Below are 22,423 nucleotides of genomic sequence, written 5' to 3' on the forward strand. Positions count from 1 at the left end.
GATGCCAGCGCGGCGTCGACGCGCTCGTAGTCGTCGACTTCGTAGGCATCGGCTTGCGCCAGTTCCTGTGCGCTGATCGCGAACACCATGCCGTCGACCCGGTCATGGTCGTCGCCGCTGGCTTCGACGATGGGGTGATAGGCCTCGCCGCTGGTGGCCACCACTTGCGGGTCGTCGATCTTCACCATCGTGCGCCGGTAACCGACCAAGGCATCGGCGCGGCCGTCCAGCAAACGGCCGAAGGTGGCTTGTTGCACCGCCGGTAGTTGCAACGTGCCGTAGGAAAACAACTGCTCGGTGAAGGTGTCGCTCATGCTCGCTCCATCGCGCGGCGCCCGCCGCGCGTTGTCGGTATCGGCTGCGTTACTGCGCATCGCCGCGGCGATGCGCAGTAACGGATGGTCAGACTTGCGCCGGCGTGCGCAGGGCCTGCCAACGTTGCGCCAGCTGCGCCGCGAACAGCGTAGCCGACGGCGGATGCGCGGCGAAGTGCAGGAACGGTTCGATGAATTCCAGTTCCATGATCCGGAACACGCCGTTGTCGACCACGCCGTCCACGCGCACATAGGCCTGGTCGCGGTAACCCAGCTGCGTCACCGCCTGCAAGGCCTGCCGTGCCGAGGCCAAGGTCTCCGGCGTCGGCGCGGTCGGATCGGCGCTGCCGCCGTGGTAGGTCTGCACGCGGTAGTCGCCGGCGCCCGGCTTCTTGAGCACGGCGTGGCTGTAGACGCCGCCGAAGAACAGCAGCGACCATTCGCCTTGCTCGACGATCTGCGGCATGAACGGCTGCACCAGATAGTCCAGCTCGCGCGGCAACCCCGCCAGCGCTTGCTCGAACTCCGCGCTGCCGACCTGTCCGCGCACGGTATGCCAGGCGCCGCCGCTGACGCTGGGCTTGACCACCACCTCGCCGCTCATCGACGCCAAGGCCGTCGACAGCTCGCTGCCGCGGGCCAGGGTGGTGGGAATGATGTCGACGCCCTGCGCGGCCAGCTCCAGCAGATAGCGCTTGTCGCTGTTCCAGATCAGCAGCGGCAGCGGATTGACCACCACCGCGCCGATCGACTCGATGTGCGCGTACCAGGCCAGGAACTCGGTGTAGTACTGGAAATAGTCCCAGGTGCTGCGGATCAACAGCGCGTCGAACGCGCTCCAATCCACCGCGGGATCGTTCCACATGCAGGCGGTGGAGTGGACGCCGTGCGCACGCAACGCTTCGACCAGACCGGCATCGTCGGGGTCGATCTCGGGATGGACTTTGGAGGTGACCAGGGCGATCGACAGCGGCGGGTCGAAGCGCGGTACGCGCGGAGATTGGGGCGAGGTGACGGACATGGGTTCGCTCGATGCGTTATCGGACGAGGGGACGTGGGTATTGATGGAATCGGACGCAGGCATGACGCCTCCTTGATCGGGAGGGCGCCCTTGATCGGCATCGCGGACCGAGCGTGGCGGAGTGTGTGGACTCCGTCGCAGCACCCCTCGGTCCGGACTGCGCGATGCCGCGTGGGCGGTATCGCGCAACGGGAATGCATCGGGTTGACGACGATGCGTGGTTACTTTCGTGCAGCCGCCGCGCGCGTGTCAACACGGTGAGTGAGGTTTGTTGGTGTCGCGAGCGAATTAGCGAAAGCTTCGCGCGTGGGATTTTTGCGGCGCAAGAATTTATCGATGCGGACGGGTGGGGGCTGTGGTGATTTCAGCGTCATCCGCCAAGCCGTCATTCCCGCGAAAGCGGGAATCCAGCGACTTCAAACGTTCTCGCACGAAAGGCACTGGATTCCCGCCTTCGCGGGAATGACGGTAGGTGAGTACGTGGTGGCCGAGGCAAGGCGCAAGGCGCAAGGCGCAGGGCGCAAGGCGCAGGGCGTAAGGCGCAGGGCGCAGGGCGCGAGGCGCAAGAGACAGAAGGTGCGACACAGGACGTGCGGCGCACGCCGCACACCCGCGCCTCACCCCTCACCCCTCACCCCTCGCTCCTCACTCCTCACTCCTCACTCCTCACTCCTCACTCCTCACTCCTCACTCCTCACTCCTCACTCCTCACTCCTCACTCCTCACCCCTCAATACCCAGCCGCCTGCCCATCCTTACGCGACTCACTCGCCCCGACATACCCACCGTTCGGATTGACCATGATCGCCTGATACCCGCCGTACGGCCCATGCGCAAACCGCACGCTGTGCCCGCGCCGCATCAACTCGCGCACCACCTCGTACGAATACCCGGTCTCCAGATCCAGCTCGCCGCCGTCGCTCATCACCGTCGCCTGCCCGGCCGGTTCGGTCGAGCCGTCGTGCTGGATCCGCGGCGCGTCGCCGGCTTCCTGCAGGTTCATGCCGAAATCGATCAGGTTCATGATGATCTGGGCATGCCCCTGCGGCTGCATCGCGCCGCCCATGACCCCGAACGACAGCCACGGCTTGCCCTGCTTGGTGGCGAAGGCGGGGATGATGGTGTGGAACGGCCGCTTGCCCGGCGCGAACGAATTGGGATGGCCGGGCTTGAGCACGAACTGTTCGCCGCGGTCCTGGAAGATGAAGCCCAGCCCCGGCGGCGCCATGCCGCTGCCCATGCCGCGGTAGTTGGACTGGATCAGCGACACCATCATGCCGTCGGCGTCGGCCACGGTCATGTAGATGGTGTCGCCTTGATCCAATTGCGCCGGCGTGGTCGGCTGCACTTCCTTGAGCGCCTTGTCCAGCGAGATCAGCTTGCGTCGCTGCGCGGCGTAGTCCTTGGAGATCAGCTTGGCCACCGGCGATTTCTTCTCGAACGCCGGATCGGCGTACCAGCGCGCGCGGTCGGCGAAGGCCAGCTTCTTGGCTTCGGTGAACAGATGCACGTGCTCGACGCTGCCGAAGCCGTACGACTTCAGGTCATAGGCTTCCAGCAAGTTGAGGATCTGCAGCGCGGCGATGCCCTGGCCGTTGGGCGGCAACTCCCACACGTCCACGCCGCGGTAATTGGTGCTGACCGGTTCGACCCATTCGCCCTGGTGCGAGGCCATGTCCTGGTAACTCAGGAAGCCGCCGTTGGCCTTGAAGTAGCTATCGATGGTGCGGGCGATCTCGCCCTTGTAGAACGCGTCGCGGCCGCCCTTGGCGATTTGTTCGAGCGTGTTGGCCAGATTGGGGTTCTTCCACATCTCGCCGGTGCGCGGCGCGCGGCCGTCGATGGTGAACTGCTCCTTGAAGCCGGGCCACTTCGACAGGCGCGGCACCGAGGCGTTCCAGTAATAGGCGATCACCTCGTGCACCGGATGGCCTTCGCGGGCGTAACGGATCGCCGGGGCCAGATCCTCGGCGATGGGTTTGCGGCCGAAGCGTTCGTGCAGGGCGAACCAACCGTCGACCGCGCCGGGCACGGTCACCGGCAGCGGGCCGTGCGGCGGAATTTCCTTGAGCCCGCGTTTTTCGAACTCGGCCATCGTCAGCGATTTGGGCGAGCGGCCCGAGCCGTTGTAGCCGTAGAGCTTCTTGGTTTTCGGGTCCCACACGATCGCGAACAGATCGCCGCCGACGCCGTTGCCGGTCGGTTCCATCAGCCCGAGCGCGGCGTTGGCGGCGATCGCCGCATCCACCGCGCTGCCGCCGGCCTTCATCACGTCCAGGGCGATCTGGGTGGTCAGCGGGTGCGAGGTCGCGGCGATCGCGTGCGGCGCGTAGACCTCGCTGCGGGTGGCGAACGGCTGGCCGCTGATGCGGTCGGCGGCGTGGGCGGGAGCGGGCAGGGCGAAGGCGCAGGCCAGGGCCAGCGCGAGCGGCGCGAGCGCGGCCACGCCGCGGCCGGACGCGGTGTTCGGTGATGACATTGCGGGTCTCTCCAGGTCGAACCCCGACGATAGCGCAGGCATGCGCCCGGCCGCGTAGGCCGAAGGTCGATATCGGTCAAATATGAATGCGCAGCCCTCGGGTCCGCCCCAGTTGTTGCCTCCGCGTACGGCCACGTAGGTTGGCTGCACGAGTCCGGGGAGTAAGGCGAGATGAACGTCCAGCTGCAACCGACCCAGCTTCAGCCCAACTGGCAGACCCAGCCCGAAGTGTTGCCGCCCGCGGCGCAGCCGGTGGTGGTGCCGCCGCCGGTGGACACCAGCCCGTACACCCTGGACGCCAGTTATCACCCGCAGCTGCTCGGCGTGACCGCGCGGCCCGGGCCGGCCGCCAACGCCGCGCCGGACCCGACCTCGTTCGATCAGCAACTGCGCGGCAAGGATTCGCAGCCCATCGATCTGCAGATGGCCGAAATCTCGCAGGCCGTCTACAACCCCGACACCAAGACCGTCGGCAACTGGACCCGGCTCGACGACGCCCAGCTGACCCAGGCCGGGATCGATCCCAAGTCGCTGGAGAATTCCGATACCGGCTTCCGCGCCGGCATCTACAGCGACGGCAACGGCAAGTACGTGGTCGCCTACGCCGGCTCCAACGACGTGCAGGACTGGATCACCAACGCGCGCCAGGGCATCGGTTGGGACGCCAAGCAATACGATCAGGCCGTGCAGCTGGCCAAGGACGCCCAGGAAGCTTTCGGCGAGAACATGGTGATCACCGGCCATTCGCTCGGCGGCGGCCTGGCCGCGACCGCGGCGCTGGCCACCGACACCGCGGCGGTGACCTTCAACGCCTCCGGCGTGCACGACGACACCTTGCGCGATCTGGGCCTGGACCCGGGCACGGTCAAGGACGATGCCGCCAACGGCCAGATCCGCCGTTACAACATCGGCGGCGAGATCCTCACCGCCGCGCAGGAAGACGTGCCGGTGCTGAACAAGATCCCCGACGCGCCGGGCCACGAAATCAACCTGGACGATCCCGATCCGCCGAAGGCGCCGGATTTCACCTGGAATCCGATCGAGATGGCCAAGCGCACCGCCGAATACGTGGCCGACAAGGTCAAGCGCCCGGGCGAGCTGCATGCGATCGCTCCGGTGATCGATGCGATGAAACAGCAGCAGCCTTGGAACTGAGCCGGCGCGCGATAACCGCGCGCGGCTTGGCACGGCCGTCGCGGACGACCACAATCGACCCATGCGCGCCGCCACGCTCCCCGCGTTGACGATCTGTCTGGCCCTGGCGGGCGTGGCTTGCCGAGGAGAAGCGATGGACGCCAAGCAGGCCTTTCCCGATCCGCGCAGCGCCGAACTGGCGCAGGCCGCCGCCGACGGCGACGCGGCGCGGGTGCGCACCCTGGTTCAGGCCGGCGCCGATCCCAACGCGCACGGCGACCGCGGCGTGAACCTGTTGCAGTACGCGATGCTGGCGCAGAGCCCGCGCGGCTTGGAGGCCTTGCTCGACAACGGCGCCGATCCTTCCAAGCCGGGCATGGGCGGCAGCACCGCCGTGCACGGCGCGGCGATCGCCAACGATCCGCAATACCTGACGATCCTGCTCGCGCACCGCGCCGACCCGAATGCCCCGCATGCCGAAACCGGCGAAACGCCGTTGTCGGAGGCCGCCGGGCCGCGCTATCAAGCCCAGTTCGACGCCTTGCTCAAGGCCGGCGCCGACCCGGACCGCGCCGACCGCATGGGCAATACGCCGCTGCATCAAGCGGCCAAGCTCAACGCCGCGGGGCAGGTGCTGGCCTTGCTCAAGGCCGGCGCCGACCCGCGTGCGCGCAACAAGCAGGGCGCGAGTTTTCAGTCGTTCCTGTTCAAGACGCCGGCCGACAAGCTCAACCCGCAGGCGCGCGCCGAACGTGCGGCGGTGCTGACGTGGTTGGAGGAGCATGAGGTGGCGGTGGAGGCGGGCGGGGGCTGAGTGGGGTGCGGCTCGGCTTCGGCGAAGCCGACCATTCGGAGCCAAAAGCCTTTAGCGCGATCTCCCCAGACCGTCATTCCCGCGCAGGCGGGAATCCAAAGACTTCAGCGCCATCCTTCCAATCCGTCATTCCCGCGAACGCGGGCTCCGCTTTACTTCGGCGGAGCCGAACATCCAGCGACTTCAAACGTTCTCGCACGAAAGGCCCTGGATTCCCGCCTTCGCGGGAATGACGGTAGGTAGGTGCGTCGCGCCCAGATGATACGAACGAGGGCAGGCCGCATCGTACGCCCACCACGCCCTACACCACGCTGCGCTACGATCCCCTCACCATCGCGCCCCGCCGAGGCCCCGCGCCATGCCATTCGCCCGCAGGCCGCCACGCATCGCCGCTTCGCGCACGGTCGCCGCAGCCCTCGCGCTTATCCTGCACCTCTGCGCGGCCACCGCCGCTCAAGGAACACCCCCGATGCGAGCCAGCGAAGTCTTCGCCGATGTCCGCACCGCCGAGCTGGCCGAGGCCGCCGCCGACGGCAACGCCGCGCGGGTGCGCGAGCTGGTCGCGGCCGGCGCCCAGGTCGACGCGCGCGGCGCCAAAGGCACCACGCCGCTGCAATGGGCGCTGTATCGCCACAGCCTGCCCGGCATGCGCGCTTTGCTCGCCGCCGGCGCGGATCCGTCGGTCGCCGCGCAGGACGGCATGACCGCGGTGCATCTGGCGGCGATGGCCGACGACCCGGGTTATCTGCGCCTGCTGCTCGAACACGGCGCCGACCCGAACGCGCGCAACGCGGTCACCCAAGCCACCCCGCTGGCCTCGGCGTTGATGGCCGAACGCGCGGAGAATGTCGGCGCCTTGCTCAAGGCCGGCGCGCAACCCGGACTGGCCGATCGCACCGGCAACACGCCGCTGCACCAGGCCGCCAAGATCAACGAGTTCGGCCACGCATTGAGCTTGCTGCGCGCCGGCGCCGACCCCGCCGCGCGCAACGACCAGGGCGTGAGCTTTCAGCGCTACATGTTCATGACGCCGGACAAATTGCTCAACGCGCGCACCCGCGGCGAGCGCGATGCGGTCATCGCATGGCTGCGCGAACACGGCGTTGCGATTGAACGAACCGAGCGCCCATGACCGCGCCGGCGCGAACGGATTCGCGGCGCTACGTCGGCTAGAAAAATCCGGCCAGATACGCCGCGGTCTCATCCGAGACGCCGACGATCTTGTCGGTCGCCTGACGATAGAGTTTGAAATTGAGCTCGGTCGCCGGCCGGCCGTCGTCCCAGTCGGTGTGGCGCTTGAGCTCGCTCCGCCCCAACGGCCGCTTGGCCAGCGCCTCGCGTTCGATGCTCACATCGACCCGCGGCGTTTGCCGATCGATGCCCGCCCGTTTGGGCACCGCGGCGGCCGCGACCACCGTACCGCGCGCGATCAATCCGGCGCCGCCCTCGTTCTCGCTGGCGAACACGAACACCGTGTCGCCCACGGCGATGCCCTTGCCGCCGTACATGGTTTTCTGTGCGGCGAAAACCCAGGTGTTCGCCCGCGGATCGTCGATTCCGGTTTTGATAACGAATGCCATGGCCCTGCGTCCGCCTCGATGATCAGCGCGGCAACCGCCGCAACCGTTCCAGCGCCGTATCCACATCGCTGAGCAAGGGCAGCACCAGCCCCCAATCCTGCGCGCGCGCCGCCTGCTCCAGCGCCTGCGCGGCTTCAGCGAGTTCCTGCGCACCGATCAGCAAGGCCGCGCCCTTGATCCGGTGCGCGTGCCGCTGCACGCCGGTCAGATCGCCGTGTTCGCGCGCGGTCCGCAGCGCGTGCGCGTCCTGGGCGCTGGCCGAGAGAAAATCCTCCAGCACTTCGGCCGCGTCGCCGCCGCTGTCTTGCAACAGTTGCTGCATGACCCCGACATCGAGCACCCGGGTGTGGTCGTGGCCTTCTTCCAGCGCCGAGGGTTCGCGCTCGCCCGCGGCGGCGGTGTGCGGCAACCAATGGCGCAGGCTCGCGGCCAGGCGCGCCACCGCCACCGGTTTGACCAGGCATTCGTCCATGCCCGCGGCCAGACAGGCTTCGGCCTCGCCCTTGAGCGCGGACGCGGTCAGCGCGATCACCGGCGTGCGCCGTGCGTCGCCGACGCCGATGCCGGCTCGGTTTTCTTCGGCGCGGATGGTCCGGGTCAATTCATAGCCGTCCAGCCCCGGCATGTGCACGTCCGACAACACCAGCGCGTAACGGCCGCTGCGCCAGTGGCGCAGGCCTTCTTCGCCGCCGGCCACGGTGTCGCAGGCGTAACCGGCCAGGGCCAGTTGCCGCGCGATCACCAGCCGATTGGTCGGGTGATCGTCGATCAACAAAATCAAACTGCGTTCGCGTTCGGCCTGGACCGGATCCGGCGGCGCGCGCGCCGGCAACGCGTCTTCGGCGGCGGCGACGGCAGCGTCGGCGGACGCAAGCGCGGCGGCGCGCGGCAGCGTCACCAGCAGCCGCAGCGTGGTGCCGACGCCGGGTTCGCTCTGCATCAGCACTTCGCCGTCCATCAACGCGGCCAGACGCCGGCAGATCGCCAGGCCCAGTCCGGTGCCGCCGTAACGGCGGGTGGTGTCGTTGTCGGCCTGCTGGAACGGTTCGAACAAGCGCTGCTGTTGTTCCGCGCTCACGCCGATGCCGGTGTCGGTCACGCGCAGACACAGGCGGTCGCGCGGTGCGTCCTCGCCTTCGCGCGGTTCGGCCGCGCCGCGATATTCCAACGCGGCCTGGATCATGCCGTGCTCGGTGAACTTGACCGCATTGGACAGGAAGTTGCCGAGAATCTGCCGCAGCCGCAGCGCATCGCCGACATACGCCGGAGCGACGGCGTCATCGATATGGCAACTCAGCTGCACCCCGCGGCTGGCGGCGGCGCCGAGAAATCCGGCCACGGTGGTGCGCAGCAGCGCCGGCAGGTCCACCGGTTCGGGCGACAGTTCCAGACGCCCGGCTTCGATCTTCGAAAAATCCAGAATGTCGCCGATGATCCGCAGCAGCGATTGCGAGGACTGCTGGATCACCTCCAAGGCGTGGCGTTGCTCGCCGTCCAGGCGCGAATGCGAGAGCACCTCGATCATGCCGGTGACGCCGATCATCGGCGTGCGGATTTCGTGGCTCATCGCCGCCAGGAACGAGGACTTGGCGCGGTTGGCGTCCTGCGCGCGCGCCTCGCTGGCGCGCAGCTCGCGTTCCAGCCGCTTGAGCGCGCTCAGGTCGGCGGCGATCACCAACAGGCCCGGCGCTTCATCCTCGCCCTCGCGGGTGGCCGAGACCGCGACCAGCGCCGGCACCCAGGTGCCGTTGCGGTGGCGCAGCCGGGTTTCGCGCGGCGCGGCGTGGCCGCGCGCGAGTTCGCGCAGCGCGGTCCAGTCGGCCGGCACCGGCCGGCCCAACTGGGTGCCCAGCTCGACCGCCAGCGCCTGCAAGGCGCGGGTTTCGAACACCGAATGCAGGCGTTCGCGGCCGATCGCCTCGGCCTCGCGGATGCCGAGCAGGCGTTCGGCGAAGGGATTGACCAAGGTGAAGCGGCCTTCGCCGTCCACCGCCAGGATCGCGGTCTGGGCCGAATCCAGCAGCGAGGACTGGAAGCGTTCGCGGCGTTCCAACTCGGCGCGGGTGCGTTCGTTGCGGATCAGCTGGCCGGTCAGTTCGGTTTCGAAACCGAGCACGTCGCGGCGCATCTCGACGAAGGCCTGCATCACCACGCCCAACTCGCCCGGCGGCGGCTCGCCGGGTTCGGCGGTGTAGTCGTGTTCGCGCATGCGCCGGGCCAGCCAGGTCAGCTGGTCGATGCCGCGCGAGGCGTTGCGCAGCACCCGCCGGCCGACCAGCAGCGCGATCAGCAGCGCCAGCACCGACACCGCGATGCGCAGCATGCTGATCCGCTCGCTGCGGGCGATGTCGGCGCGCACCACCTTGTCGGCCTGGATCAGTTCCAGATCCGACAGCGTCTGCATGCGCTGGGTCAGCGGATCGATCGCCGGGTACAGGCGGCGGTCGGCGAAATCGCCGAGCGCGGGCAGATCGCGCCGGCGCAGGATCTCGCGCAGTTCCGCCGCGGCTGCGTCGGCGGTGCGCCGGGCCTGGGCGGCGGCGTGCAGTTGTTCGGCTTCGCGCGGCGAATGCGGCAGCGCCTGCAGTTGCCGCCAGGCCACATCGATGCGGCGGCCGGCATCGTCGACCCGCTTGAGGCCTTCGTCCCAGCCGACCAGGTTGTTGCGAACGCGGAAGGTGGTGTCGACCACGTCCAGGCCGTAGGCGTCGGAGACGGTCTTGATCAGGCGCAAGCCGGCCAGCGCGTCGTCGCGCAGGGTCTGCAGGCTGCGCCGGGCGCGGTACTGCTCGAACTCGTCCAGCGCCAGCACGCTGGTGCCGGCGAACAGGAACAGGGCGAACAGCCCCCACAGCTGGCGACGCACGCTGTAACGATCCAACCAGGCGAACATCGACACCTCAGTATTCGGGACGGCGCCAGCGGCCGAGCATCGCCGGCAGTTCTTCGCCGGGCACCGCGTCGCCGATCAGCCGCCCTTGGGCGATCGCGCAGCCCAGCTCGGCCAGCATCTGCCAATCCTCGACGGTTTCCACGCCTTCGGCTACCGCGTCCAGGCCGAGTTTGCGCGCCAGGTCCAAACTGGCTTCGACCACCGCCCGTTTGCGCGGTTGCGCGGTGGCGCCGGCGACGAATTCCTGGTCGATCTTCAGTTCGGTGAACGGCACCTGCGAGAGCTGCGACAGCGACGACCAGCCGGTGCCGAAATCGTCGATCGACAGGCCGAAGCCCTTCAGCCGCAGCCGCGCCAGCACCGCCAGCCCGCGCGCGGGGTCGGCCATCAGCGAGCTTTCGGTCAGTTCCAGGACGATCTCGCCGGGGTCCACGCCGGCCTCGCGGACAATGCGCTGGTAGCGGTCGGCGGCGCCGACGTCGTCCAGGGTCGAGGCGGAGACGTTGACCGAGAGTTTCAGCCGCAGCCCGGCGCGGTCCCATTCGCGTTTCCAGCGGCAGGCCTGGGCGAGCATGCGTTCGGTGAGCTGGTCGAGCAGGCGGGCGCCGGCCAGCACCGGGACGAAGTAGTGCGGCAGGACCACACGGCCGTCGCTGCGGCGCCAGCGGGCGAGCGCTTCTACGCCGATGACTCGGCCGTTGCTGAGTTCTACTTGGGGTTGGAACCAGGGGACGATTTGGCCGTTGGATAGGGCGGTTTGGACTTGGTCCAGGTGGATTTCGCCGGGGTCTGGGGGCTCTTCGTCGGCCTTGGTTTGGCGCAGGCTGTCCAAGGCTTTGTACAGTTTGGCTTTGGTCAGCGGCTTGGGCACCGCATCCAGCACCCGCAGGCCGCAGGCGCGGGCCATGGTCTGCACGGTGTGCAGCAGCGCGGCGTCGAGCGCGCTGACCACCAGGATCGAACGCGCCAGATGTTCGCGCGCCAGATGGTCGATGAATTCGATCCCGTCCATGCCGGGCATGTCCAGGTCGACCATGACCACGTCCGGCGGCTGCGCCAGTTCGCGCAGCAAGGCCAGCGCGCGGGCGCCGTCGGCGGCTTCGTGGAGGCGGTCGATGCCCAGTTCGGCGAGCAGGCGCAGCGCCATGCGGCGTTGGAAGCCGTGGTCTTCGACTACCAGAACGCTCAATGCCGATATGGCCATCCGATCCCCGCCTGCGCTGGGCGACGGCCGACCGGGCGCGCCCCGGTCCCGGCCGTGAACGGCCGACTTTAGCCGCGTCCCCAATTCAACGGGAAGGCCGGCGACGAACGGTCGCCAGCGACGTTAGCGAGCGCGCCGCCCGCGCGGCGTGAATGCGGCGGGGCGGTGGCGATGCGCCGCGGCGCACGGGCCGCGGCGATGCGTGGGCGGGCGGTGTCGCCGCGCCGGTTACGGCCAGGCCGGCGGATTGGCCGCCCAGGCCTTCTGCACTTCGGCCAGGGTGGCGCGATCGGCCGCGCGCCAGTCCGGCAGCAGCTCGGCATAGCGCGAGGTGTCGCGCCACTGGTCCGGCTCGGTGCGCACCGCGGCGGCATACCACTGCAGCGCTTCATCCTTGCGGCCGAGCGACCACAGCGCGATGGCGTAGGTCGGCGGCATCCAGCCGGCGTTGACGTTGCGCGCGTTGTGCAGGGTCAGCCACTGCTTGAACGCGTCGTCGAAGGCGCCGCTGCGGTACAGGTCCCAGGCGTAGTTCCAGTTGATCGCGCGCCAATAGGTGCTGCCGCTGTCGATCTCGCGCAGGGCGCGGCCGTACAACTGGCGGCCGAGGTCGTTGCGGCCGGCCTGCATCGCCAGATGGGCGAGCTGGGCGGCCTCGGTCGGCGCATTGGGTTTGCGTTCCAGGATCTTGGCCAGGCGCTCCATCGCCGCCTCGCCGGTCTCGCGCACGGCGATCACCGGTTTGACCGTCTGTGCGTCGGCGTCGAAATAGAACTCGTTGGGCTTGGACAGGCTTTGTGCGCCGGCGGTGCCGGACGCCAGGACCGTGGCGAGCGCCGCGGCCAACAGCAGGTTGCGGATTGGCATTGTGGTGGATCCCCCTTGGGCGGCTACATGCTAACCGCTGAATGCCAAATCCATGAATCGGCGCACAAAATTATTTGGATTTGGGCGGATTCGGTGGCCGGTTAGGGCTTGGTCCCCTCTCCCGCTTGCGGGGTGAGGGGGCGCGGCTTGCGAGCCACTGGCTCGCGCGTCCGCGAACGCCCAAACGCTATGCGTTTGGGCCGGGGTGCGGCTAGGGTGAGGGCGCTCCAGTTGGGGAAGAACCGCCATTGCGCCGCCGCTGCGCTCACCCCAACCCTCTCCCGCAAGCGGGAGAGGGGGCCAAGGGCTTGCGGGTTACTCAGCCGGCGCCAGCGAAACCCGATCCAGCGCCCACAACGGATCGTGCTGCCCGGTAGCGAACACAAAACACAAATCATGCTGCCCGCTCAGCTTCGGCAACGCGGCTTCCAGCACAGTCAAACCATCGGACTTGCGCGCCGCCTCCAGCGGCAGCCGCGCGATCGGCTCGCTCTTGCAGTCGTTCAAGCGCACTTCCAGCGAGCCGCCGAGGGTGGCCGGGCGGGTCACGATCTTGTCGGTGTCATGCCAGAGCTGGAAGTTGTACGGCACCTGGCCGACCGTCGCCCGCAGCGTGGCCACGCCGTCGAGGCGGGCGCCGGGGTAGATCCAGCAGGGGTCGATCAGGTTGGCGGTGAGCGCGGCGCGGGCGCCGTCGCGGCCGCCGTCGCGCGCGGCGTCGTCGGCCAGACGCAGGTTGTAGCCCTCGCGGCAGGGCTTGAGCGCGGCGCTGCTGCGTTCGCTGAGGTTGGCCAGCTCCTTGGCGCCGAACCGGCGCGGCGCGGACAGCGCCTGCCCGTCCAGGAACGTGGTCGCGACCAGATCCAACGGCGCTTTGGCCGCCAGCGGCTGCGCGTACACCGGCGAGGCCGCATCGGGTTCGCCGCCGTCGGTGCGGTAACGGATCTGGCCCGAACCTGCCTGGTTGGACAGGGTCAGCTTGCCGTCGTCGACCTTGAAGTCGACCGCGTAGGCGGCGTCGCTGACCGGCACCTTCTGCGCCCGGTAGCGGGCGAACTGCGGCGCCAGGCGGCGCTGGAAATCGTTCCAGTCGCGCTCGGCGGCCGGCGTCCACACCACTTCCGACAGCGCGTCCACGCGCGGATACAGCGCCTTCTGCACCAGTTCGAAATCGCGCTTGTGCTCGGTCCACAAATTGCCTTGCGCGCCGATCACGCGCTTGGCCTGCTGCGCGTCGAGCCCGGTGGGAATCATCTGGAATTCGTAGAACGCGCGCAGGGTGCTGACCGGGAAGCGGCCGCTGGGTTCGTCGTCGCGATCGCTTTGCGCGTAGTCCAGGTACAGCTTGCGGTCCGGCGCCATCACCACGTCGTGGCCTTCGCGCGCGGCTTCCAGCGCGCCTTCTTCGCCGCGCCAGGACATCACCGTCGCGCTGGCCGGCAGCTTGCCGCCTTCCAGGATTTCGTCCCAGCCCAGCAACACGCGCTGGTGTTGCTGCAGATGCGCGCCGATGCGGCCGACGAACCAACTCTGCAGCGCCATCTCATCCTTCAGGCCCAGCGATTTGATCTTGGCCTGAATCTTCGCCGAGGCGATCCACTGATCCTTGGCCGCTTCGTCGCCGCCGATGTGGATGTACTTGGACGGGAACAATCCGGCGACTTCGTCGAGCACGTTTTCCAGAAACGTGAAGGTGGAATCGTCCACGCCATACAAATACGTGTGCACGCCCCAGTCCGGCGACACCGGCGGCGCCTGCTTGACCACGTCGGTGACGCCGAGCTCGGGATACGCGGCGATGGCCGCCTGCGCATGCCCGGGCATTTCGATTTCCGGCACCACGTTGATGTGGCGCGCGGCGGCGTAGGCGACCACCTCGCGGATCTGCGCCTGGGTGTAGAAGCCGCAGTACGGCTGCGGCTTGCCCTGCGCGTCGCGGCCGTTGGCGCCGGCCGGGATGCGGCAGCCGCCGACTTCGGTCAGGCGCGGGTAGCGACTGATCTGGATGCGCCAGCCCTGGTCGTCGGTGAGGTGCCAGTGGAAGGTGTTGAGCTTGCGCAGCGCCATTTGATCGAGCACCGACTTGACCTCATCGACACTGCGGAAATGCCGGGCGACGTCGAGCATCAGTCCGCGCCAGGCATACGCCGGCGCGTCTTCGATCCGCTGCGCGGCGATCGCGCTGGCGCCCTGGCCGCCGTCGGCGGTGGCCAACTGCCACAGGCTGACCGCGCCGTAGAACAGGCCGGCTTCGGTGCGTGCGCGCAGCTTTACGCCGTCGCTGCGAATCTCCAGCGTGTACGCCTCATCGCCGAGGTTGGAGTTGGGATCCAGTTCGAACGACACCGCGCCGGCCGCGGCTGCGCCTTCGCCGATCTTCGGCGCGAAGCCGCGCAGCGCCTGCACCTGTGCGGCGAAATACTCCGCGACCCGGCGCGCGCCGGGCTGGCCCGCGCCGACCTGCAGCGCCGTCGCCGGCCCGAACTCGAATACGCCCTGGCCCCCGATAGTTTTGGCCGGACGCGGCACGATCGCGGTGGCGTGGCGGCTTTGGGAATCGGCCGCGGCGGCGGGTGCGGCGGCCTTGTCGTTGGTCGCGGCGTCGGTCGGCGGCGCGGTCTGATTGCAGGCGGACAACGCCGCCGCGAGCGCGGCGATGGCGAACAGATTGCGGGTGGTGCGCGTCTTCATCGTGGACTGACTCCATGCAAGGCCGATCGTGCGAGACGGCCGCGGACTGCCCTTCGCGCGATGCTGGGTGAAGCGTAAAAAACTGCCGCGAAAAATTTTGTGGGAACCGCTTCGGCATCGGCGCCAAAGCCCTTCTCGCAAAACATCTCCTGCCCGCTCGCATTCGCCCCATCAAAGCGCCAAAGCCCGGCACCTGAGTACCGGGCTTCGGATGCGAACGGCGCCGCGACCCTGAGGGCCGCGGCGCCGGTGGATCAGAACTTGAAGCGGAACGAGGCCATGAAGCGGCGGCCGGTGTAGTAGCGCTGAGCGATGCGCTCTTCGTCGCTGTAGTACTGACGGTACTGCGAATCGAGCAGGTTCATGCCTTCCAGGGCCACGGTCAGACGGTCGTCGAAGGTCCAGCTGACGCTCGCGCCGAGTTCGGCGTAGTCGTCGACGCTGGAGATCGGCGCGCCGGCCACGTAACCGCCGGCGATGTAGTCGCTGCGCCAGTTGTAGCTCACCCGCGCCGACAGTGGGCCCTTTTCGTAGTACGGGCTGATCGCCACCGAATCGCGCGACTGGTACGGCAGATCGGTGCCCTGCGCGCCTTCGCCGTCGGCGTAGGTGTAGTTCGCGGTCAGGCCGAAGCCGGTGTCGCCGAAGGGCTGCTGATAGCTGACGGTGAAGCCCTTGACCTTGCCCTTACCGGCGTTCTGCGGACGGGTGATGCTGTAGTCGCAGAAGCCGTCGGTGGTGCAGCCGTTCATGCCGACCAGACGAGTCTGGTAGAACACCGGCGCGGTCTGAGCGTTGGAATTGAACTGACGCTCGTTGCGCGGCAGGCTGATGATGTAGTTGTCGATGTCCTTGTAGAACACCGACGCCGCCAGCACCGACTGCTCGGCGAAATACCATTCCGCCGACAGGCTGTAGTTGGTCGATTCGTACGGATCCAGGTCGGAGCTGCCGCCGGTGCCGTTGAAGGTGTTGTCGTTGAGGAAGGTGTTGCCGACCAACTGGTTGTACGGCGCCCAGGCGATGACCTTGGCCGCGCCGAAGCGCAGCAGCACGTCGCTGCCGGTGTCGTAGACCAGGTTGAGCGAGGGCAGGAAGAAATCCTGCTTGCTCGAAGTACGGCGCAGCTTGGAGTCCAGATTGTCCAGACTCGGCGCGCCGCCGTAGGCGTAACCCTGGCCGTCGGTCTTGGACTCGACGTAACGCACGCCGACGTTGCCGCGCAGGCCGCCGGTGGCGAAGTCGGCCTGGACGTAAGCGGCGGTGTTGGTCTGCTCGACGCTGAAGGTGTTGTTGAGGAAGCTGCCCGGGTCAGGACGCAGCCCGCCGCGGAAACGGTCGACGTAATTGATCACGTTCTGGCGGCCGACCTGGACGTGACGCGCCGAACCGGGGTTCATGCCGCGCAGGTTGGCCGGGTTGATCGTGCCGACGGTGACCAGATCGGCGACCGGCAGGCCGACGTAAACGTTCTGGCGATAGTCTTCCTCGTGCTTGCCGCGACGCGCGCCGAAGCTGAGGTTGTTGAGTACGCTGTCGAAGCGGATGTTGAAATCCACCTGACCGTAGGTGTCCTTGGTTTCGGTGTCGATGACGCCGTAGTTGCCCATGAAGCCGTCGCCGGCCCAATTGGCCGGATTGGCCGCCGCCGCCGGATCGTCGAAGGTCAGGCCGCGCTTGAGATCCCAGCTGTAGGCGCCGGTGTAGACCGGTTCGATGAACCACTGTTCCAGCGAGTTGTCCGACTTGCTGTGGCCGACCTGGCCGGACACGCCCCAGCTGTCGGTCTGGAACTTGCCGGTCAAGTCCACGCCCTTGGTCACAGGCTCGGAGGCGCGCACGTTGTTGTCGTAGAACACCGGATTGGCGTTGCTGTGACCGCTGGTGGCGACGATGCCGTTGGCGTTGAGCCGGTCGACCGCGCCCGGACGCTGGGTCAGGAAGTTGTAGACCGACTGGTTGTAGTTGTCGAAGCTTTCCTTGATGTACAGCCCGCTGAGGTTGAAGTCCAACTGGTCGGTGGGCTTGAACTGCAGATTGATGTTGGCGCTGTCGCGCTCGCGGGTCTGCTGGAACCAGGCGGCGTTGACGAAGTTGGGCACGTCCACGTTCGGGGCCGCGCCGACTTGATTCGGAAACACGCTGGCCTTCTGGTAGCCGAAGATCTCCACGCCCTGACGGTCGACGGATTCTTCGTAGTGCTGCACGGCGACGTTGACGCCGAAGCGCTCCTCGGCGTTCTTCCAGCTGTAGATCAGCGAACCGCTGGGACGGGTGTCGCCGCCTTGGTCGTTGTAGTTGAAGCTCAACGAGCCGGCGATGGAGTTGGCGTCCATGTCCAGCGGCTTGCGCGTGTGCATCAGCACCGTGCCGCCGAGGCTGCCTTCGGTCAGGCGCGCTTCGGAGGACTTGATCACTTCCAGGCGGCCGAGGATTTCCGGCGCGAGCAAGGTGTAGTCGAAGCCGCGGTTGGGCTGCTCGCCGTACAGCCAGATCGACTGCGCCACCGGGTGGCCGTCGAGGAAGCTGAGGTTGAGGCTGGGGTCGGTGCCGTCGATGCTGACGCGCTCGCCCTGACCGAAGCGGCGGTCGAGCACCACGCCGGGAATCTGCGACATGGCTTCGGCGACGTTGGTGTTGGCGAACTTGCCGATGTCCTCGGCGGTGATCGCCTCCGACACGGTCACGTTGGCCCGCTTGGTGTCGAGCGATTTTTCCAGGCTCGCGCGGATGCCGGTGACCACGACCGTATCCAGGTCGGTGGCCTGGCCGGCGGCGGCCGGTTGGGCGTCCTGGGCCATCGCCAGGCCGGGCCCCATACACAATGCCACGATGATGCTGGCAGACAGGATGCTCTTGCGCGCTTTCATTACTGTTCCTCCCTCGGGCGGTGATGGCTCGGCGATCGTCCGGTGGCCGGTTCGTCGCGAAGTCCGGTTTTTCGATGCGAAACCTCTGATCCGTCGCGGCGGTGGCCGCGTCCGGCGTTGCGGTGTTGCCGCTGCGCGACAGCGCCGGTGTCGCGCGTTCGCCGTTGCCGGCGCGCGCTGTCCTGCGCTTGCTGCGGGTATTGCCGGTGCCGCTTGCTGCTTCGATCGCATCGCCGCGTGGAATGCGCGGCGACGCGTCGTTTACCGCTTCGCCGCCGGCCGCGCCGGAGGCGAATGCTCGTTCAGAACGAGAAGCTCAGCGAGGCCATGTAGCGGCGGCCGCTGGTGTACTCGTTCAAGGGCAGGCTCTTCACGCCCAGGTATTGCGTGTACTTCTCGTTGAGCAGGTTCTGCGCGTCCAGGCGCAGCGTGCAGTGTTCGTTGAAGCTCCAGCCGACGCTGGCGCCCAGGTCGGTGTAGTCGTCCACGCTCGCCGGCGGCGCGCCGGCGACGTAACCGCCGGCTAGGTAATGGCTGCGCCAGCCGTAGCTGATCCGCGCGGTCAGCGCGCCCTTTTCGTAGTACGGGCTGATGCTGACCGACTGCTTGGACTGGTACGGAAGCTCGTCGCCTTGCTCGCTCTTGCCGCGGGCATAGGTGTAGCTGCCGGTGATGCCGAAGCCGGTTTCGCCGAACGGCATCTGCAGGCCCAGGTTGAAGCCCTTGATGGTCGCCGCGCCGCCGTTGCGCGGACGCAGCACCGCGTAATCGCAGAAACCGTCGGCGGTGCAGCCGTTGCGGCCGAGCAGGGCGCTGTTCCAGCGCGCCGGGTCGATGTCGCGCAACGAGTTGAAGTTGCGCTCCAGGCCGTTGTCCAGGTTTACGAAGTTGCTGATGTCCTTGTAGAACACCGACAGCGCCAGCGCCGACTCGGGCGCGAAGTACCACTCCAGCGAGGCGTTGAAGTTGTTGGACTCGTACGGATCGAGCTTGGAATTGCCGCCGGTGCCGGTGAGCAGGCCGTTGTCGAGGAAGGTCGCGTCGACCAACTGCCGGTACGGCGCCCATGCCACCACCTTGGCCGCGCTGGCGCGGATCACCCAGTCCTCGCTCAGGTCGTAGACCAGGTTGAGCGAGGGCAGCAGGTAATCGTTCTTGTTGCGGCGGGTGGTCCACGATCCGGGCGGCGGCGGCAGCACCGGCGTCGCGCCGCCCAGCTCGAAGCTGCTGGTGCGGATGTCGGCTTCGACCCGGCGCAGACCCAGGTTGCCGTGCAGGCGGTCCTGGCTGAAATTCAGCTGGGCATAGGCCGCGGTGTTGGTCTGCTCGACGTGGAAGGTGTTGTTGAGGTAGTTGCCGGCGTCGCCGTTGGTGAAGGAGTAATCGATGTTGCGGCCGTTGACCCAGTTGATCACGTCGCTGCGGCTGAGCTGCAGGTGCTGGGCGTGGCTGGGCGAGAAGCCGCCGAAATCCTTGAGGATGTCGGTGTAGCCGGAGGTGCCGATCTGCGCCAGGGTGGTGTCGGCGGCGATGTTGAACACGTTCAGGCTGTTGGATTCTTCGTGCTTGTGCCGGCGCAGGCCGAGTTCGAGCTGGTTGAAGAAGCCGTTGAAGTTGACGCTGAAATCGACCTGCGCGTACTGGTCCTTGGCTTCGATCTGGAAGAAGTTGACGTTGCCGATCGAATTGGTCGCGCCCCAGTTGCGCGGATCGCGCGAGCCGGCGACGTCGTCGAAGAACACGCCCTTGCCGATGTCCCAGCGGTAGGCGCCGGTGTAGGTCGACTGCAGCAGGTAGGTGCGCATGTTGTCGTTGGTGGCCTTGCTCTGGCCGAGCTGACCGTTGATCTTCCAGCCGTCGCCGCGGAAGCTGCCGCGCAGGTCCACGCCCTTGGTTTCCACTTCCGACACGCGCGCGTTGGCGTCGTAGAACACCCGCGCATTGGGCCCGGAGTGGCCGCTGGTGACCACGCCGTTGGGGCCCATGTTGAGCTGGTCGACCGAGAGCGGGCGGTCGCTGAGGAAGTTGTAGACCGACTGGTTGTAGTTGTCGAAGCTTTCCTTGATGTAGAGCGTGTCGAGGTTGAACTCCAGCGCGCTGCTCGGCTTGAGCTGCAGATTCACCGCGAGGCTGTCGCGCTCGCGATCCTGCTGGAACCAGGCGGCGTTGACGAAGTTGGGCACGCGCGCGTTGGCCGGCACTTGCGCTGCGGCGTTGGGGAAGGTCGACGGCGCTTCGTAGTTGAAGATTTCCACGCCCTGGCGGTCGACGCGTTCTTCGTAGTGCTGCGCGGCGACGTTGAAGCCGAAGGTTTCTTCCGGGTTCTTCCAGCTGTACAGGCCCGACAGGCTCGGCTTGCCCTTGCTGGCCTGGTCGTTGTAGCTGTAGCCGATGCTGCCGTTGAAGCTGTTGGCTTCCAGATCCAGCGGCTTGCGCGTGTGCATCATCACCGTGCCGCCGAGGCTGCCTTCGGGCAGTTTGGCTTCCGGCGATTTGTACACTTCCATCCGCCCGATCAGCTCCGAGGCGATCAAGGTGTGGTCGAAACCGCGATTGGGCTGCTCGCCGTGCAGCCACGGCGTTTGCGCCAGCGGATGGCCGTCGAGAAAGGTCAGATTGAGGCTCGGGTCGGTGCCGTCGATGCTGACGCGTTCGCCCTGGCCGAAACGGCGGTCGATGGTGACGCCGGGAATCTGCGTCATCGCTTCGGCGACGTTGGTGTTGGGGAATTTGCCGATGTCCTCGGCGGTGATCGCTTCCACCACCGCGTCGGCGTTGCGCTTGGTTTCCAGCGATTTCTGCAAGCTGGCGCGGATGCCTTGCACCACCACCGCGTCGATGTCGGTGGCTTGCTGCGCGGCCGCGGCCTGGGCCGGTTCGGCCGGCGCGGACTGCTGCGCCGATGCGAACCCGGACCCCATCGCCAGGGCCGCGAAAATGCTTGCGGACAAAACGGTCTTGCGCGCTTTCATTTAGCTACTCCTCCCTTGGCGGCGGGTGGCTCGGCGATCGACCGGACAGGCCGGCTCGTCGCGAAGTCCGGTTTTTGGCGTGCTTGGGCGTGCAACTGGCGTTCGGAAACCGGTTCGGGCAAGCGATCGCCCGATGTGCAGCGGTATGCAGCGGTGATTCGCGTTCGCCGCGAAACCGCGGCCGCGCGTGCGCGGCGCGGCCGGGTCGCGGTGGCTTACGGGTGTTGCCGCGGCGGGGCGGGAGCGTCGTGCTCGGCCTGCGCCAGATGGTCCAGGTACCAACTCGCCGCGCCGATCACGCCGAGTCTTTCGTTTTCGATCAACCGCACCGGCACCCGCTCGAGCACCGGACGCATCACGCCCTTGTCGAGCATGCGTGCGTGGAATTCGCTGTCGGGCACGAAATCCTTGAGCTGCGGCAGGATGCCGCCGGCGATGAACACCGCATGCGCGCGGCTGATCACCACCAGATCGCCGATCACGCTGCCGAGCAAGGCGCAGAAGGTCAGCACCGCTTCGCGCGCCAGCGCTTCGCCGCGGCGCGCGGCTTCGGTGATCGCCGCCGGCGCGCGCAAGGTGGCTTCCACGCCATTGAGCGTGCACAGCGCGCTGTACAGATTCACCAGCCCGGGGCCGGAGACGAAGTATTCGGTCGGCACGTGGGTCTGGCCGCGTTGCTGGGCCAGACGCAGCATGTCGACTTCGCGCGCGTTGCCCGGCGCGAACGCGGTGTGGCCCGGTTCGGTCGGCAGCACCACGGTCGACTTGCCATAAGGAATGCGCACCGCCGCGCCCAGGCCGGTGCCCGGACCGATCACCAGCACCGGTCCGGGCGTGGTGTCGGTTTCGACCACGTCCGGGGTCAGCAGGGTCGAGTCGGCCGGCGCCATGCACTGGGCGGCGTTGGCGTTGGCCTGGAAATCGTTGATGACCAGCACTTCGTGCAGGCCCAGCTCGCTGCGCAGCTGCGACAGCGAAATGCGCCAGGGAAGATTGGAGTTGACCACTTCGTCGTCGAGCACGACGCCGGCGGTGGCGATCACCACCCGGTCCACGCCCACGCCGTTGCCGGCGATGAACTCGGCCAGGATCGCGGCCAGGCTGGGGTAGTCGGCGCAGACGTACTTGCGGTGCGCGAGCACGGCCACGGTCGACTCGCCGCCCTGGCCCGGACGCACCAGGCCGACCCGGGTGTGGGTGCCGCCGACATCGGCGGCGATGAAGGTGTTCGCGCTGGCCGAGGCCGCCGCGGTGAGTCGGGGCGCCGCGCTCATGCGCGCACCCGGGCGTTCGGCGCTGCGGCGCCGCTGCGTTGTCCAATCCCCAATCGCCTTGCCTTCAACAGCCCGTACCACTGCATGCGCCCTCCACGGCTGCCCATCGGTGTCCCCTGGCGGCGCCGAGAGTGCTCTGGGTTTGACAACGTTGTCAACAATCGCAAGAAAAAGTGCCAACGGGTTTCGAAAACCGCGCCCTCGAACCAATTTTATTGGTGCGTCGCAACATGCGCTGGCGCGTCGAAGATCACGTTCTGGCGCGGGTTTGAGCTGAATCGGCGTGGGTCTGTTGGCAGGACCCGGTGACT

Annotated in this window: 14 protein-coding genes and 1 riboswitch; of the genes, 3 read left to right on the forward strand and 11 right to left on the reverse strand. The window is 67.6% G+C overall.

Annotation, left to right across the window (positions count from 1 at the left end):
* The 3 genes from V7787_RS31200 to ggt all read right to left on the reverse strand — a co-directional run.
* The coding region (locus tag V7787_RS31200; protein WP_336091282.1) for a gamma-glutamylcyclotransferase family protein at nt 1-314 on the reverse strand (314 nt) is incomplete at its 3' end.
* An 88-nt stretch (nt 315-402) separates the two neighbouring features.
* Entirely contained in the window at nt 403-1,398 is a 996-nt protein-coding gene (locus V7787_RS31205; protein WP_336091284.1) for an ATP-grasp domain-containing protein, read from the reverse strand.
* A gap of 12 nt (nt 1,399-1,410) precedes the next feature.
* Nucleotides 1,411-1,490: riboswitch (S-adenosyl-L-homocysteine riboswitch) on the reverse strand.
* A gap of 574 nt (nt 1,491-2,064) precedes the next feature.
* Nucleotides 2,065-3,813 carry a gamma-glutamyltransferase gene (gene ggt / locus V7787_RS31210; protein ID WP_336091285.1) on the reverse strand — a complete coding sequence of 583 codons (1,749 nt, stop codon included), beginning with the start codon at nt 3,811-3,813 and terminating at the stop codon, nt 2,065-2,067.
* Nucleotides 3,814-3,984: 171 nt separating this feature from the next.
* Here ggt and V7787_RS31215 point away from each other — a divergent pair, with 171 nt between their 5' ends.
* From V7787_RS31215 to V7787_RS31225, 3 genes are all read left to right on the forward strand, one after another.
* Nucleotides 3,985-4,968: an Mbeg1-like protein gene (locus V7787_RS31215; RefSeq protein ID WP_336091286.1), complete on the forward strand. Its 984-nt coding sequence runs from the start codon at nt 3,985-3,987 to the stop codon at nt 4,966-4,968.
* Between the two features lie 61 nt (nt 4,969-5,029).
* Nucleotides 5,030-5,761, forward strand: a complete 732-nt coding sequence (locus V7787_RS31220) for an ankyrin repeat domain-containing protein (protein WP_336091288.1) — start codon at nt 5,030-5,032, stop codon at nt 5,759-5,761.
* 469 nt (nt 5,762-6,230) lie between these two features.
* Nucleotides 6,231-6,893 (forward strand): ankyrin repeat domain-containing protein, encoded by a 663-nt coding sequence (locus tag V7787_RS31225; RefSeq protein ID WP_336091289.1) that lies wholly within the window; start codon nt 6,231-6,233, stop codon nt 6,891-6,893.
* Between the two features lie 37 nt (nt 6,894-6,930).
* Here V7787_RS31225 and V7787_RS31230 read toward each other — a convergent pair whose 3' ends face one another.
* The 8 genes from V7787_RS31230 to V7787_RS31265 all read right to left on the reverse strand — a co-directional run bounded on the left by V7787_RS31230 (nt 6,931) and on the right by V7787_RS31265 (nt 22,112).
* Nucleotides 6,931-7,341, reverse strand: coding sequence for a hypothetical protein (locus V7787_RS31230; protein ID WP_336091290.1), 411 nt, complete (start codon nt 7,339-7,341; stop codon nt 6,931-6,933).
* A 22-nt stretch (nt 7,342-7,363) separates the two neighbouring features.
* A complete protein-coding gene (locus tag V7787_RS31235; RefSeq protein WP_336091291.1) occupies nt 7,364-10,234 on the reverse strand; it encodes an ATP-binding protein in 2,871 nt (956 codons plus the stop codon).
* 7 nt (nt 10,235-10,241) lie between these two features.
* The gene (locus V7787_RS31240) at nt 10,242-11,438 is read right to left on the reverse strand and encodes an EAL domain-containing response regulator (RefSeq protein ID WP_336091292.1); all 1,197 of its coding nucleotides are present in this window, start codon (nt 11,436-11,438) and stop codon (nt 10,242-10,244) included.
* 228 nt (nt 11,439-11,666) lie between these two features.
* Nucleotides 11,667-12,305, reverse strand: coding sequence for a hypothetical protein (locus V7787_RS31245; RefSeq protein WP_336091293.1), 639 nt, complete (start codon nt 12,303-12,305; stop codon nt 11,667-11,669).
* A gap of 315 nt (nt 12,306-12,620) precedes the next feature.
* A complete protein-coding gene (locus V7787_RS31250) occupies nt 12,621-14,996 on the reverse strand; it encodes a family 20 glycosylhydrolase (RefSeq protein WP_336091294.1) in 2,376 nt (791 codons plus the stop codon).
* 254 nt (nt 14,997-15,250) lie between these two features.
* Nucleotides 15,251-17,866, reverse strand: coding sequence for a TonB-dependent receptor (locus tag V7787_RS31255; protein WP_336091295.1), 2,616 nt, complete (start codon nt 17,864-17,866; stop codon nt 15,251-15,253).
* A gap of 302 nt (nt 17,867-18,168) precedes the next feature.
* Nucleotides 18,169-20,838: a TonB-dependent receptor gene (locus V7787_RS31260; RefSeq protein WP_336091296.1), complete on the reverse strand. Its 2,670-nt coding sequence runs from the start codon at nt 20,836-20,838 to the stop codon at nt 18,169-18,171.
* Nucleotides 20,839-21,053: 215 nt separating this feature from the next.
* Nucleotides 21,054-22,112 (reverse strand): glucokinase, encoded by a 1,059-nt coding sequence (locus tag V7787_RS31265; protein ID WP_336091297.1) that lies wholly within the window; start codon nt 22,110-22,112, stop codon nt 21,054-21,056.
* Nucleotides 22,113-22,423 lie beyond the last annotated feature (311 nt).

The organism is Pseudomonas sp. CGJS7, from assembly GCF_036961695.1.

Bases quoted from the DNA above. Each gene is read 5' to 3' on its own strand.
- V7787_RS31205 (WP_336091284.1), bottom strand. From the start codon at position 1,398: ATGCCTGCGTCCGATTCCATCAATACCCACGTCCCCTCGTCCGATAAC.
- ggt (WP_336091285.1), bottom strand. From the start codon at position 3,813: ATGTCATCACCGAACACCGCGTCCGGCCGCGGCGTGGCCGCGCTCGCG.
- V7787_RS31215 (WP_336091286.1), top strand. From the start codon at position 3,985: ATGAACGTCCAGCTGCAACCGACCCAGCTTCAGCCCAACTGGCAGACC.
- V7787_RS31220 (WP_336091288.1), top strand. From the start codon at position 5,030: ATGCGCGCCGCCACGCTCCCCGCGTTGACGATCTGTCTGGCCCTGGCG.
- V7787_RS31225 (WP_336091289.1), top strand. From the start codon at position 6,231: ATGCGAGCCAGCGAAGTCTTCGCCGATGTCCGCACCGCCGAGCTGGCC.
- V7787_RS31230 (WP_336091290.1), bottom strand. From the start codon at position 7,341: ATGGCATTCGTTATCAAAACCGGAATCGACGATCCGCGGGCGAACACC.
- V7787_RS31235 (WP_336091291.1), bottom strand. From the start codon at position 10,234: ATGTTCGCCTGGTTGGATCGTTACAGCGTGCGTCGCCAGCTGTGGGGG.
- V7787_RS31240 (WP_336091292.1), bottom strand. From the start codon at position 11,438: ATGGCCATATCGGCATTGAGCGTTCTGGTAGTCGAAGACCACGGCTTC.
- V7787_RS31245 (WP_336091293.1), bottom strand. From the start codon at position 12,305: ATGCCAATCCGCAACCTGCTGTTGGCCGCGGCGCTCGCCACGGTCCTG.
- V7787_RS31250 (WP_336091294.1), bottom strand. From the start codon at position 14,996: ATGAAGACGCGCACCACCCGCAATCTGTTCGCCATCGCCGCGCTCGCG.
- V7787_RS31255 (WP_336091295.1), bottom strand. From the start codon at position 17,866: ATGAAAGCGCGCAAGAGCATCCTGTCTGCCAGCATCATCGTGGCATTG.
- V7787_RS31260 (WP_336091296.1), bottom strand. From the start codon at position 20,838: ATGAAAGCGCGCAAGACCGTTTTGTCCGCAAGCATTTTCGCGGCCCTG.
- V7787_RS31265 (WP_336091297.1), bottom strand. From the start codon at position 22,112: ATGAGCGCGGCGCCCCGACTCACCGCGGCGGCCTCGGCCAGCGCGAAC.